This is a genomic window from Terribacillus sp. FSL K6-0262 (assembly GCF_037977385.1).
In the GTDB taxonomy this organism is placed as follows: domain Bacteria; phylum Bacillota; class Bacilli; order Bacillales; family Amphibacillaceae; genus Terribacillus.
The window spans coordinates 724,051-737,096 of the sequence record NZ_CP150277.1; the positions used below are offsets into that span (position 1 = coordinate 724,051).

Consider the following 13,046-nt stretch of genomic DNA (forward strand, 5'->3'; position numbering starts at 1 on the left):
CCCTTACCATTTTTCCCGGATCAGCTCCACACTCTTTCTATCCCCATCAATTCCCGACCTTCGAATTTCATTATATATCTGGCTTAGTTGATTGTAATAAAAAATCCAAACCATACCGACTATCATAATAGCCCATCATCAGTGTCGTGACAGCGCCATGTGTACCTATTTTTAGATCCCTGATAGATTCTCAGTAAATCCTCCATACTGCCATAAGCCCTTTTTTGACAGTCTGCATTCGACTCGCCTCCTGGAAAGGAGGAGTTTGGGTCGGCAAAAGATTCCTTTAACGAAGGAGATAATTCCTTATCGAAGATCCGCGTATCACTCGGAGCAAAGACGCGTTCCCGCAGATCCTCGATTTCATCCACTTCTTTTTCCGCATATTCCGCCAAGCAACGGATTGTTTCAACTGCACGTGTGTATGGACTGGAAACAAAAAGTTCCATCCCATCACCCTTCAAGGATTTGGCAACCTTTAAAGCATCCCGCCTACCTTTATCAGTCAAAGCTCTCGTTCTTTGATTACCTTCCTTGGGAGATTCGCCATGCCTTATCACATAAATGATGGTAGTTATATTTACACCCCTGATCCTCATTTTCACAGACAAAATCCAGTCTAATCAAACACGCTCAGTTTGTCAGGGTTACGCAGAAATCCAAACAGCATTTGAACCTGCGCCTCCGTATTTCTTTTCAGCGACAATGGCGGGAGCTTGGTTTCGTCAAAGAATCCGACTTCGCTTGTCTCCGCGCTTCCCTGCGCTCCCCCGCCGACAATCTCGCATTGCAGGAAGATTTTGTAGTAATGGAACATTTGCGGTTTGTCGGTATGTTTATCTGAATCCAGCACTGCTAAAAGTTTCTTTGGCATCACGTCGTATCCAGACTCCTCTTTGATTTCCTTTACCGCATTTTCACCAGCCGATAATCCCACCTCACAAAATCCGCCAGGCAGCGACCAGCGATCGTCCATCTTCTCCTTCACCAACAGCAGTTTTCCATCCCGGAACACGACTCCTCGTATATCCAGCTTAGGTGTGGGATAACCTTTTTCGGCTGCGAGCATCCCCCTGACTTGTTCTTTTGACTGCACACTATAATCAGCAATGATTTCCGCGCTGAGCTGCTGCAGCTCCTCGTATCTCTCCCGATCGAATACATCCTTTGAAAAATGCAGCCCTGCCTGGGAAATTGCCTGTATCCTCCTGGCCCATTCCAACCATTTTTCCAAGACTATCACCTATCATCCGTAATCTTATTTATGCTTCGTCCACTAGTTTATGCTTCTGTTCCTGAATAGTGATGGCTCTTTCGGAATTTGGGTGCTGCCCGCATCATAAATACATTGTTTCTCCAGCATTGTCTTGCGCTGCTGCAGATTTTCAACGTGCCGGAATAATAAGCTGATACTAAAGGGGGATTGATGGCAGGTTCTGTCAGCTTCCAGATAACACTTGAGCCGCCTGCTTCGGATACGTTTTCGTCCTGCCTCCTGCCATATGCCATAGGTGCTTGGAGAATTGGCATAGAGCTTCTGCCAGCTGATTCGTCAAATAATGGCCATCCCGCCTTTTCCCCGGTACCTGCCCTAGGCATTGTCTTTCTCCCATTCACTCAAATACATCCTTGCTGTTACATTGTTGGGATTTTCCATCTTCGAGATAAGCTCCAGACTATTCCCATCCAAATCATTGAAATGAATCTTCGCATGTGCCATTCCATCATGTGCCATCACAAAAGGCTCATGAGGGCCGAAGCCAAACGCCTCCCTTGGCCGATATCCTCTTTCCCTCAACCACTCCGAGGCACGTTTCAGATTCTCCAAGCTTACTTGAAATGCGACATGCCTGATCGATGGATGATAATCAAGCTCTGCCTTGTCCGATTCCCAGAGACCAAGCCAGCTGTGGCCCTTTTTTATCCAAAAGAATGCCAATCTATCCTCATGGATATGGGAGAGTTCGAGTCCCAGTCCCTCATAGAATGCAATGGATTCCTTTAAATCACTTACTGGCAGATGTGCTTCATATAATCCTTCTATCAAATAAAACACTCCTTCCTTGATTGTATAATCAGAATATAACAACTAAAAATAGAAATGCTGATATAATTCATACCCCACCATGATTTAGTATCGATATATTATTTATTCAGTTAATTTTTCTATCTTCCAATTGCTTTTCACCCCAATAACAAATCGCATCTAATACAGGAATCAATGATTTTCCTTGTTCTGATAAACTATATTCTACTTTTGGAGGAACTTGCGCATATTCTTTTCTAACTATCAATTGATCCTTTTCTAATTCCTTTAACGTATTGGTCAAGGATTTATATGAGATTTTATCAATCACACGTTTTAACTCGGTGTAACGAATCGGTCCATTACTTGTATATAGGGTATATAAAATTATCATTTTATATTTTCCACCTATCAATGACAAAGTGTATCCAAATCCAGTATTTTTCAAATCCCCATTATATCCGAATGATCGTATATCCATTTCACACTCTCCTTTTGGTTAGTATCGCACTTTCATTACCATACTTGTTTAGAGTCAAAACCCGAAATAAAATGAATGCAGATATAAAGAACACAATATAGGAGGAATAGGAAATGAAAACAATTATTTATGCACACCCCTGGGAAGGTAGCTTTAACCATGCAATTTTAACTTCGATCACAAAAGATTTAGAATCAAAGAAAGAAACATTCCAAGTGATAGATCTGTATAAAGATGAATTTAATCCAGCATTTACCGCAGAAGAATTAAAGTTTTTTAATAAGGGTGAAACGCCATACGAATTAGTTAAGCAATATCAAAAACTACTAAACCAAGCAACTGAGTTGATTTTTATTTTTCCTGTTTGGTGGTGGGATTTACCAGCCATATTAAAAGGTTTCATCGATAAAGTAATGCTATCGGGTTTTGCTATCTTAGAAACTAAAGAAACAGGTGCTTTGACTGGATTATTGACCAACATAAGAAAAACAACCGTCATCACCACTTCTACATCGGAAAAAGAGTATCTTGAAAATGAAGCAGGGAATGCTATTCAAGGTGTTTTTATAAATCGAACTCTTGCTGATCTCGGAATTAAAAACGAACATACTAAATGGATTAATTTTTCTAGGGTGAACTTGACAACTGATGATAATAGACATCTATTTTTAAAAGAACTTCCTCAAATGATATAAGGTCAATCCAAAGCCTTCCATGAGGGGCTTCAGCAACTCGAATGACCAGAGTTCCTTCTGAATTAAATGCTGCAAAGATGTTGCCGGGAATGACTGATTCTGACGTATGTAAAAGGCTGTGGAACTTTCTCCACGGCCCTATTCTAATCTCCATTTATCTCGGTTCTTCCAATTTGACTGTTTATCCATCATTCCAGACTTTCCGCCAACTTGGTAAAGATGACTCCCAGAGCATGCGCCCCGGCGTCCGGATAGCCAAGGCTGCGCTCCCCTACCGTACCGGCGCGTCCCATCCGGGCAACGATTTCCTTTGTCTTTTCAGCTCCGTTCACCGCAGCATCCGCCCCCTTCCGGAAAGCAGCCTTCACGTCTTCACCTGCTGCGGCACTCTGCTGCCAGCTGTCTGCACATGGAGCGAGGGCATCGATCAATGTCTTATCGCCAACTTCCGCACCGCGGCCGAAGGAACGTTCCCCGATATCCTGAATTGCCGTGACGATACGCTGCAGCGTATCAGCGAATGCTGGTACAGAAAGCTCGTTTTTCCCTTCTGCCGCTTTACCCGCAGCTCGGAACGCTCCGCCCCAAATCGGACCTGAAGCACCCCCGCAATGCTCCATGATCACCATGGAAGCGTCGTCGAGGAAGCGTGCAATTGTCAGATCATCTTGACTGAGAATCTGCTTCCACTCCCGTTTCAATTGACGGAAGCCTTTTGCCACACTATTTCCGAAATCGCCATCTCCCGCGTGTGTATCCAGCTTATTGAAAGCCGCTTCATTCTCAATGATGATTTCACTCATTTTATCGACTAAGTAGATGATATTTTCCAGCGTGATGGAATCTTCTTTTACTTGTGCATACGAACTGTCCGTTTCCACCCGGAAAGAAGCAACCGCATCCTCCGCTGATTCTTCCCGCTCTTCAAATGGCGGCTGCTCGACCGGTCCGTCGATCTTGAAAGCAGGTGTATCCGAATGGCTGGAAAGCAGCGTGCGCAGCTCCTCATCAAGTGACATGATCGTCACCGAAACACCGGACATATCGATGCTCGTCATATAATTGCCGACGAATATGCGGTTTATTTTTATATGACGCTCTGCCAGTTCCCGATTGACTGACTGATTGAACAGATACAGCTCCTGCAATGGCGTCCCGCCGAATCCATTGATCAGCAATGCCGCGTCTTCTTCCGGCTCTCCTTCTTTCAGTAAGTCATCTACCATACGTTTCGCCAATTCATCCGCTGTCAGTACTTTTTCACGTCTTATCCCTGGTTCCCCATGAATACCCACACCGTATTCCATCTCATCCTCTGCCAGTTCGAAAGTCGGTTCGCCTCCAGGCAGGGTGCAGGATGTCAAGGCTACGCCGATACTGCGTGTCCGCGAAACAGCCTTCTCGGCAGCGGCTTTCACTTGCTGCAGGTCGCGCCCCTCGGCTGCTGCTGCACCGGCAATCTTATGTACAAGGACGACACCGGCAACACCTCGCCTCCCGACCGTATATAAACTATCCTCAACCGCGATATCATCATCGACCTTCACATAATCCACTTCCAGTCCATCTTCCTTGGCCAGGTGAGCTGCATTCTTGAAGTTCATGATATCCCCGCTGTAATTTTTGATGATGAGCAATGTACCCTTCTCACCAGCTGTCTCCTTGATCGCTTGATACACCTGGATTTGGGAAGGGGAAGCAAACATATCACCGCATACCGCGGCATCCAGCATGCCTTCCCCGACAAAACCGGCATGCGAAGGCTCATGCCCGCTCCCGCCCCCGCTGATCAGCGTCACCTTATCCGTTTGCGGTCGTTTCTTTTTGATCACTTTATACTTTTTCAATAACTCGAGCTCCGGGTGCGCCAATACCAGCCCGTGGCACATTTCCAGGACAACATCCTCTGGGCGATTGATGATTTTCTTCATTGGTCATCCTCCTCTTATCCAAGCAAAAGTGTCTATCTTCCTTCAGCTTAACAGAACGAATCAAGAATTGCACAGACTAGGTTGACAAGTCTGAAAAGTTTGGATACAATCACTAAAAAAATAGTTTTCTTATCAAGAGAGGCGGAGGGACTGACCCTGTGAAGCCTCGGCAACCGACTGTCAGCAGCACGGTGCCAATTTCAGAAGGATGATGCATCCTGAAGATGAGAAGCGTGTACGGATAGTTACAGACCCGGCAGCCCTTCTCTTTTATATGGAGAAGGGCTGCTTTCGTATACGCCTTGATAAGCAAGCTTGATTGGAGTGTAAACATGACCAAGAATGTGAAATTTGCTTATTGGGTACCAAATGTGAGCGGCGGTTTGGTCATTTCCAAGCTGCCGCAAAAGACGGATTGGAGTTTCGAAGCAAATAAACGCTATGCGCAAATCGCCGAACAGAATGGCTTTGAATATGCCCTGCTGCAAACACGCTTCATCGCAAGCTATGGTGCAGACAAACAGCTCGAGGCGATAACACTCGCCTCGGCCCTTGCCAGTGTCACCGAGAAACTGAACCTTATTTCGGCTGTCCACCCTGGGCTTTGGCATCCAGGCGTCTATGCCAAGATGCTTGCCACTTTGGATCATATCAGCGGCGGCCGTGCTGCTGTGAATATCGTCAGCGGCTGGTTCAAGCAGGAATTCATCAGCTACGGCGAGCATTGGCTCGATCATGATGAACGCTACCGTCGTTCCGAGGAATTCATCCGCGTGCTTCGGGCATTGTGGGAAGAAGAACAAGCTACCTATCGGGGAGACTTTTATCGATTGACGGATGCCCCATTGAAGCCAAAGCCCAAAAATCGGATTCCAATCTTCCAGGGCGGTAATTCAGAGGTTGCCAGGGACATGGCTGCCCGTGTTTCCGATTATTATTTCATGAATGGCAATACACTGGAGGGGTTCCAGCAGCAAATCCAGGATGTAAAAGCCCGAGCAGCCAAACAAGGACGGGATGTCAAATTCGCCGTAAACGGCTTTGCCATCGTCCGGGACACAGAAGAAGAAGCCGTATCCCTTCTGCGTGACATCGTAGCGCACGCCGATGATGAAGCCGTGGAAGGATTCCGGGAATCCGTCAAGGACGCAGGCCAGGCAACACGCAGCAAGCAAGGCATGTGGGCAGACTCCTCTTTTGAGGACCTTGTCCAATATAATGACGGCTTCAAAACCGGTCTGATCGGTACAGCCGAACAAGTAGCCGACCAAATCATCCGCTTGAAACAAATCGGTGTCGACCTTGTCCTGACCGGCCACTTCCATTATGAAGAGGATTTGGAGCGCTTCGGTCGTCAAGTCATCCCGCTCGTCCGTGAAAGGGAAGCAGCTTTGACACATGCAAAACAGCCCACTTGATGTGGGCTGTTCACTTATGCACAGGAGCAATCACTTTAAGCTTTTCACCAAGTTGAACCAAACTTTACCCGCATGCTCAGAAGCTGATTCCCCCTCATTACAGTACCCACTTGCCTCATAGAAAGGCACCAAATGATCCAAGCATGTCAGGGTGATTCCCTGCCTTTGATATCTCACACACATTTTTTCCAATTCATTTAACAGCTTTACCGCAATCCCTTTCCCTCTATGGTGAGGATGCACCGCCAAACTGAGTATGCTTTGAAATCCCCCGCTTGGCGGATTAGGGATTGTATGTTCAAACAATTCATCTGTGATATAACGCTGAGGTATGACTGGACCGACGACATAGCCGAGGATCTTATCGCGGCTATCTCTTGCCACGATGAATGAATCTGCTATAATCTCAATCCTCTCCAGCATGGCTTCTTTCGTCGCCGCTTCATCAGGTGTGAAGCCAGCATATTCAATATCCATCAGTTCTTCTAAATCCTCTCGATGTGGTACAGTAAAGTGAATGTCCATATTATTTATCCCCTGCCATTTTCAAACAATATCATTATATAATCATTATACTACACTAGCTCTCCAAGGAAGGAGTGATTGACATGCATGCAAAAGACTATCTCGCAGTCTGCTTTGCCGATCTTGAACTAGTACCAAGCATTTATCATCGATGGCATACTGGCATGCATATAGCGCTCGGCGGAGATAGCCATCAATTACTGGACAATGACCAGCTCAATATGGATCTGTTCCATCTCGTCTATCATCAAGCATTGACCATTCTCAGGCATTTATTTGATTCAGACGATGAGCTTTATCTAGCTGCCAATCTATATAAGGGGAAACGTGGACGAATAAAGAAGACAAATCTATTTAGACCATTTATAAGAAGGAAAAAGTTGCTCTATCAGATTCGGGCTCACACATTGCCTTACCCGTTTGAAGATGAAAGTCTGTTCGAATACCAGCAGTTTTCCCTCAAGTGCAGACCAGCTGATATCCGGATTCCAGCGCTGCTGAAAGCTGCATGCAATAAGGATTTCCCTCCCCTTAAACCGAGATTCAAAGCGCATGCCGGCTACCCCGACATCTTTTTTATCAACAAAAGCAAGGATATCATCTTTTTCATCTATGATGATCGCGGATGCGAGGTGGTTGCAAAAGAGCCAGCAGCATTGGAGTCTTTATCAAGTCGGCTTTCAGGCTATACATATGATATAAAGACAAGGGATGAACAGCTCCCTGTCCATCTAAATCGCTAATCGATTTCTTCATATCAATAAGAATATAATTCAAAACTCTACAATAAAAGTGCCGTTTCGCAGCCTATGTCTATGTTAAAATAAGTGAACGCGCAATTCACTCTATCGATAAGGAACGGGAATCAATATGAATAAAAAAGATATCGCAACTATCCGAAGACAATTCAAAAAAGGCAATGATAAGCTCAAAATCTCGGATATATTCAATGTATATATCATGAAAGAATCAAGCGACATTTATCATCATGAGCGTATGCCATTCGATATGCTGGATGAAGACCAGCAGGAACTTTTTCTTGGCAATTTCAAGAAGGTACTGGCCGGACAGCTCGATGAGAAATTATTCGAATTGAAATTCAAACGGGATGCCGAGGACAGCAGTCAGTTCATCCTGCATCGCGGCCTGCTCACGAATGATGTCGAGGAATGGGCCAATGACATGCTCCGCCTTGTTGCCAAAATGCTGCAGGACAGGCAGTATGAGCATGATGTTGTCATCAGTTTCATCAAGGCGGAATACCTGAAAGCCCAAAAACGCCAAAGCGAGGAATCAGAGGAAAGCGCCAATGACACGATGTATTCCCATCAATTCCTGCTTTGCAGCATCAACAAGACACAGGAGCCGAAGAAGGAATTGCAATTCGATTATGTGGAGCGGGAGTTCAAGTATAATGTGACAGTCGATCCAGTCATCAATCTGCAGTCCCCGTTATCCGGCTTCCTCTTCCCATGCTTTAATGACAGCGCGGCTGATGTCAACCACGTCCTTTATTCAACGGCAAAGGCCTTTGAACCGGATACAGCGTTCATCGAAAATGTATTGAATGCCGAAGAAATCATGACAGCAAAAGATGACAAGAGCGTTTTCGAGGAAATCGTCAAGGATATCACAGGAGACCAGCTGAACACCTCGACACTCGCCAATGTCTATGAAGAAATCAACCGTGTGGTCGAGGAAAATGAAGAAGATGAACCACCGAAACTCGACCGGCAGGATATTCAACGCGTTCTGACGATGAGCGGTGTGGAAGACGTGACCCCCGAAAAAGTGGAGACCGCCTATCAAAAAGTCATCGACGATGAGAAATATGAAATGAAAGCAACCAGCGTACTGCCAAAGTACAACTCCAAATCCATCAAAATCAAAACAAAGGTAGCCAATATCGCCATCAGCCCGGAAGATCTGCGTTACGTACGGCAAGTTGTGTTCAACAACAAACGCTGCATCATGATCGAAGTGGAAGAGGATACTGTCATTGAAGGATTTAAAATGGCGGAAGAAGCTTTGGTGAATAAAATGAATAAAGAAGAAGCCGAACAGTTATAAAGCAATAAGGATGCTGCGTGATGCAGCATCCTTATTTGTATTGATCAGGCTTTTGCTTTCCTTCTTTTGAAGATAAAGAGAACTGCTCCGGCAGCAAGCAATGCCGCCCCGGCCAGCATGTACGTATACATATTCGTTGCCGTGTCAGGCAGTTTATTTCCGCTGACCTGCTCCGCACCGCCGTCAAAGGCTTTGCCGCCGCCCTGGCCGCTATTATTCCCTCCGTTATCATGGCCGCTTGGCGAAGGTGCATTGCTTTTATCATTTTGATCATTTTTGTCTTGGTCTGCCGGTTCATTGTCATCTTCCGGATCTTCCTGCGGCTTATCGTCCCCTGGATCCTCCTCTTTATCACCATTGTCCTTCGGATCTGGTGTCTTTTCATTAGAGTCTGGTGTTTCTTCATTCGGATCTGGTGTTTCTGGAGATTCCGGAGCTTCGTCTTTCGGCTCCTCTGGCGGTTCAGACGCCTCTGGCTCTTTGCCCTCCAGATCCGTAATACGTCCTTCAATCACTGGGTTCACTTCCCCGTTCAAATCCTCCACCATATAATCACGGAATTGCTCCCAGTCTATTTCCCCAAGGTCTTGCACACGACCTTCTGCATATGCTTGGGCGAATACATCATAACCATCCCCGCCTTTTGCGGTGAAGTTATTTGTTGTCACAGCGTACATCTGATCTGGCTGGATATCTGCATACACGTCGCCTTGTTTCACTTGCATGCTTACGACACGGGAACCCGCTTCCTTGGTACTGTCATAAGTGAACTTCATGCCTGAAACCTGCAGGAAGCCGCCGCTTTCTTCCGGGGCCAAACGAACGCTATATTCCAGGATCTGCTTGATTTCGTCACCGCTCAAATGCACCACAGCAGGATCATTGCCAAAAGGTAATACAGCAATCACTTCCCCGACGGTGATCGGACCCTGATCAATCGGTGCTCGGATGCCCCCGCCATTTTGCATGGCAATCGCAACTTCCGGCATTTTCTCCTGTGCTTTGGCAAGCATGGCATCCGTGATCAAGTTGCCTAGTTCTGTCTCATCGGCCCGGACACTCACGTCACTATCGGAAAGTCTTGGATTTGTAAGAGGTTTCAGGGCAACAGCGCCTATTTCCTCGTTGGAAACCTGGTCGACTTCATTCTTATACGAAGCAAGCACACTTACTGCGTCCGGATCTGCTTGCTTTTCCGTGACGTCGATCAAACGCCCTTCATAGCCTACCACTTGCCCTTGATCATTGAACTCGACATCCAATTCCCCGAGGTTTTCAGCATATTGATAGGCCTGGACAATGACAGTGGGATCTTTTGCCTCGCCGTTTTCATCCGTATCGACTACAGTTGGCTGCTCCAATTTTGTATGGGAATGACCCCCGACAATGACATCGATGCCATCGACTTGCTCTGCCAGCATCAGATCATTACCCACTGCAGGGTTGCTGTCATAGCCGATATGGGTAAGTGCCACAATCTTATCGACACCCATTTCCTCAAAAGCAGCCACTGCCCGCTCTGCTTCCGCAGCATAATTAGAGATTGTCGCATTAACAGGACTGGACGTTTGCAGCGTTTCCTCTGTCGTCAATCCAAAAATCCCTATCTTCTCCCCATTCACTTCTTTCACCATGCCGTCATATATCATGCTGTCCTGTGCATCTTCCGTGAAGGTGTCGCTCACTTTGCTTCCTACATAAGCATCCCCAGAAAAATCGACATTGGCTGAGATGAAAGGGAAGTCCGCTCCGGCAATGAATTCGGATAGCGACTTATGCCCGTTTTCACTGGAACCCAAATCGAATTCATGGTTCCCGAAAGTCATCGCATCAATGTCCATCATATTTAAAAGTGCCAAATCCGCTTGTCCCTTGAACTGATTGAAATACAGGGTGCCGGAAAAAACATCTCCAGCGTTAAACAGCAATGCATCCGGATGCTCCGCACGCACTTCCTTGATCGCAGTGATCATATTCGGCAGCGGCTCCACATGCGCATGCGTATCGTTCATATGCATGATGGTCAACGAGAAGTTTTCTTCCTCCTCGGCTGCATATGTACCAGTTGGCAAAACGATCGATGATAGAAAAGCAATGATTGCAGCAGCACTAAGTGAAAATCTTAAACGCTTCTTATGCACCATATTTCAGATACCCCCAAATAAATAATAAAGCCGACAGATGATACCAAAATCCGCCTCGCTGCATTTGTCGACTCTTCCCTATCAGTGTAGAGAATTACTATTAATTTATCATGAAGAGATTGTGAATATCTGAAAATATTTAAAAATTCAGATGTTAACTTCTAAAATCCTAAATAATTGGAATTAATAACCAATAAAATAAGTATTTTATATTACTTATCATTATGCAATTTAGAAAAAGTAGTATGAGGCTGATGGATATTATGATAACTTAATATTTGTATTTTACATTTTTTTACATAAACAGGGAGGTGGCTCGATTGAAAAGAGTTGTCAAGTGGATGACCTGGGCGTGTCTAGCCGCAATCTTAGGGTTGCTGCCATTTAATCCAACTGCCCATGCAGAAAACAACTATAGCCTGACAGGCTTTGCCCAGGGTACGACAGGGGGCGGTGTACTGGAAGAGACAGATCCATCATACAGAAAAGTGTATAATGCGGCCGATCTTGCCAAAGCACTTAAGAAAGGTTCCGATGTAAAAGTCATCGAAATCATGAATGATCTTGATCTGGGGTGGAATGAACTTCCTTCTTCTGCCAAGACATCGCCATTCTCTCAGCATAATGCACCACTGACGCATCCTGTGTTGAAAAAGAGCGGTGTAAGCAAGCTTACAATTGACGGCTTCGACGGCTTGACGATTTTCTCAAAGAATGGCTCCAAGATAAAACACGCAGGCATCATTATCAAGCGAAGCAAAAACATCATCATCCGCAATTTGGAATTTGATGAGCTCTGGGAATGGGATGAATCCACAAAAGGAGACTATGATAGGAACGATTGGGATTACATCACGATTGAAGGTGCAAGCAAGGGCGTCTGGATCGACCATAGTACCTTCCATAAAGCCTATGATGGCATCGTCGATGTTAAAAAAGGCAGCAATGGTGTCACCATTTCTTGGTCCGCATTCAAAGGGGATGACAAGGGGTCCGATAGCTGGGTGACACAACAGATCAATGCTATGGAGAAGAATAAAGCATCCTACCCAATGTATGCCTATCTTCGCAGCAGTGCAGTCGGCCTAAGCAAGGACGATATCATCGATATTGCTTCCGGGCAAAAGAAATCCCATCTGATTGGAGCATCATCCTTCGCATCTGATAATGCCGATCTGGAAATCACGCTTCATCATAATTATTACGAAAATATACAGGATAGGATACCACGCCTACGGGGCGGCAATGCCCATGCCTACAATATCGTCATGCATAATACAGGACTTGTGGAGGCCAAAAACAAAATCACCTCCAGCATGAGTAAAGCCATCAAATCGAAAGGGTATCACTTTACCGTTACAAGTAATGGTGCCATCTCCACAGAAGGCGGTGCTTTGCTTTTGGAGAAATCAGTAATCAAGGATGTCACACAGCCGGTGAAAAACAATCAGAAGGATGCCGCCGATAGTTCTTATACCGGAAAAATACTAGCGCTGGATACGATCTACAGTAATGACGGTGATACATTCCGCGGCGACAGTACAACCAGCGGCAGTCCGCTGGCTCCGGAGCCGGCGCCGGCGATCCCATTCTCCTGGAATGGATTCAGCAAACTTCCATACAGTTATAGCACAGACGACCCTGCGAACTTGATGAATCAGCTCACTTCATCCGATGGAGCTGGAGCTGGAAAGCTGAATCGCAGCGCATTTGAATGGATGAGTACGAAGTAAGAACATAGAATTAATCACCAATA

The 13,046-nt window shown here is 45.7% G+C and carries 12 protein-coding genes, 1 pseudogene and 1 riboswitch; of the genes and pseudogenes, 5 read left to right on the forward strand and 8 right to left on the reverse strand.

What is annotated here, in order from left to right; translation table 11 throughout:
• Positions 1–20: 20 nt before the first annotated feature.
• The 5 genes and pseudogenes from MHI54_RS03650 to MHI54_RS03670 form a co-directional block, all read right to left on the reverse strand.
• Positions 21–578, reverse strand: a pseudogene (locus MHI54_RS03650) (histidine phosphatase family protein).
• Between the two features lie 41 nt (positions 579–619).
• Positions 620–1,240 (reverse strand): NUDIX hydrolase, encoded by a 621-nt coding sequence (locus tag MHI54_RS03655; RefSeq protein ID WP_340082918.1) that lies wholly within the window; start codon positions 1,238–1,240, stop codon positions 620–622.
• Between the two features lie 199 nt (positions 1,241–1,439).
• The gene (locus tag MHI54_RS03660) at positions 1,440–1,613 is read right to left on the reverse strand and encodes a hypothetical protein (protein ID WP_158221573.1); all 174 of its coding nucleotides are present in this window, start codon (positions 1,611–1,613) and stop codon (positions 1,440–1,442) included.
• Entirely contained in the window at positions 1,592–2,047 is a 456-nt protein-coding gene (locus tag MHI54_RS03665) for a VOC family protein (protein ID WP_095216833.1), read from the reverse strand. The genes MHI54_RS03660 and MHI54_RS03665 overlap by 22 nt, the downstream gene beginning before the upstream one ends.
• A gap of 106 nt (positions 2,048–2,153) precedes the next feature.
• Entirely contained in the window at positions 2,154–2,507 is a 354-nt protein-coding gene (locus MHI54_RS03670; protein WP_340082325.1) for a helix-turn-helix domain-containing protein, read from the reverse strand.
• Between the two features lie 113 nt (positions 2,508–2,620).
• Here MHI54_RS03670 and MHI54_RS03675 point away from each other — a divergent pair, with 113 nt between their 5' ends.
• Positions 2,621–3,202: an NAD(P)H-dependent oxidoreductase gene (locus tag MHI54_RS03675; RefSeq protein WP_340082326.1), complete on the forward strand. Its 582-nt coding sequence runs from the start codon at positions 2,621–2,623 to the stop codon at positions 3,200–3,202.
• Positions 3,203–3,390: 188 nt separating this feature from the next.
• Here MHI54_RS03675 and dhaK read toward each other — a convergent pair whose 3' ends face one another.
• Entirely contained in the window at positions 3,391–5,133 is a 1,743-nt protein-coding gene (gene dhaK, locus MHI54_RS03680) for a dihydroxyacetone kinase subunit DhaK (RefSeq protein ID WP_095216836.1), read from the reverse strand.
• A 126-nt stretch (positions 5,134–5,259) separates the two neighbouring features.
• A riboswitch (SAM riboswitch) is annotated at positions 5,260–5,364 on the forward strand.
• A gap of 101 nt (positions 5,365–5,465) precedes the next feature.
• Between dhaK and sfnG the strand changes: the two genes are divergently transcribed.
• Positions 5,466–6,551: a dimethylsulfone monooxygenase SfnG gene (sfnG, locus tag MHI54_RS03685; protein WP_095216837.1), complete on the forward strand. Its 1,086-nt coding sequence runs from the start codon at positions 5,466–5,468 to the stop codon at positions 6,549–6,551.
• A gap of 30 nt (positions 6,552–6,581) precedes the next feature.
• Here sfnG and MHI54_RS03690 read toward each other — a convergent pair whose 3' ends face one another.
• On the reverse strand, positions 6,582–7,076 hold the full coding sequence (locus MHI54_RS03690; RefSeq protein ID WP_340082327.1) for a GNAT family N-acetyltransferase: 495 nt from the start codon (positions 7,074–7,076) through the stop codon (positions 6,582–6,584).
• Between the two features lie 83 nt (positions 7,077–7,159).
• Between MHI54_RS03690 and MHI54_RS03695 the strand changes: the two genes are divergently transcribed.
• A complete protein-coding gene (locus MHI54_RS03695) occupies positions 7,160–7,819 on the forward strand; it encodes a DUF3885 domain-containing protein (protein ID WP_340082328.1) in 660 nt (219 codons plus the stop codon).
• A gap of 127 nt (positions 7,820–7,946) precedes the next feature.
• Positions 7,947–9,146, forward strand: a complete 1,200-nt coding sequence (locus MHI54_RS03700) for a DUF4317 domain-containing protein (protein WP_095216840.1) — start codon at positions 7,947–7,949, stop codon at positions 9,144–9,146.
• A gap of 44 nt (positions 9,147–9,190) precedes the next feature.
• Here the strand turns inward: MHI54_RS03700 and MHI54_RS03705 are convergent, their stop codons facing one another.
• Entirely contained in the window at positions 9,191–11,290 is a 2,100-nt protein-coding gene (locus tag MHI54_RS03705) for a 5'-nucleotidase C-terminal domain-containing protein (RefSeq protein ID WP_340082329.1), read from the reverse strand.
• Between the two features lie 320 nt (positions 11,291–11,610).
• Between MHI54_RS03705 and MHI54_RS03710 the strand changes: the two genes are divergently transcribed.
• Positions 11,611–13,023, forward strand: a complete 1,413-nt coding sequence (locus MHI54_RS03710) for a hypothetical protein (protein WP_340082330.1) — start codon at positions 11,611–11,613, stop codon at positions 13,021–13,023.
• Positions 13,024–13,046: the final 23 nt, after the last annotated feature.

Excerpts from the sequence above, each read along its gene's own strand:
- MHI54_RS03660 (WP_158221573.1), bottom strand. The coding sequence starts at position 1,613 with ATGGGAGAAAGACAATGCCTAGGGCAGGTACCGGGGAAAAGGCGGGAT.
- MHI54_RS03670 (WP_340082325.1), bottom strand. The coding sequence starts at position 2,507 with ATGGATATACGATCATTCGGATATAATGGGGATTTGAAAAATACTGGA.
- MHI54_RS03675 (WP_340082326.1), top strand. The coding sequence starts at position 2,621 with ATGAAAACAATTATTTATGCACACCCCTGGGAAGGTAGCTTTAACCAT.
- dhaK (WP_095216836.1), bottom strand. The coding sequence starts at position 5,133 with ATGAAGAAAATCATCAATCGCCCAGAGGATGTTGTCCTGGAAATGTGC.
- sfnG (WP_095216837.1), top strand. The coding sequence starts at position 5,466 with ATGACCAAGAATGTGAAATTTGCTTATTGGGTACCAAATGTGAGCGGC.
- MHI54_RS03690 (WP_340082327.1), bottom strand. The coding sequence starts at position 7,076 with ATGGACATTCACTTTACTGTACCACATCGAGAGGATTTAGAAGAACTG.
- MHI54_RS03695 (WP_340082328.1), top strand. The coding sequence starts at position 7,160 with ATGCATGCAAAAGACTATCTCGCAGTCTGCTTTGCCGATCTTGAACTA.
- MHI54_RS03700 (WP_095216840.1), top strand. The coding sequence starts at position 7,947 with ATGAATAAAAAAGATATCGCAACTATCCGAAGACAATTCAAAAAAGGC.
- MHI54_RS03705 (WP_340082329.1), bottom strand. The coding sequence starts at position 11,290 with ATGGTGCATAAGAAGCGTTTAAGATTTTCACTTAGTGCTGCTGCAATC.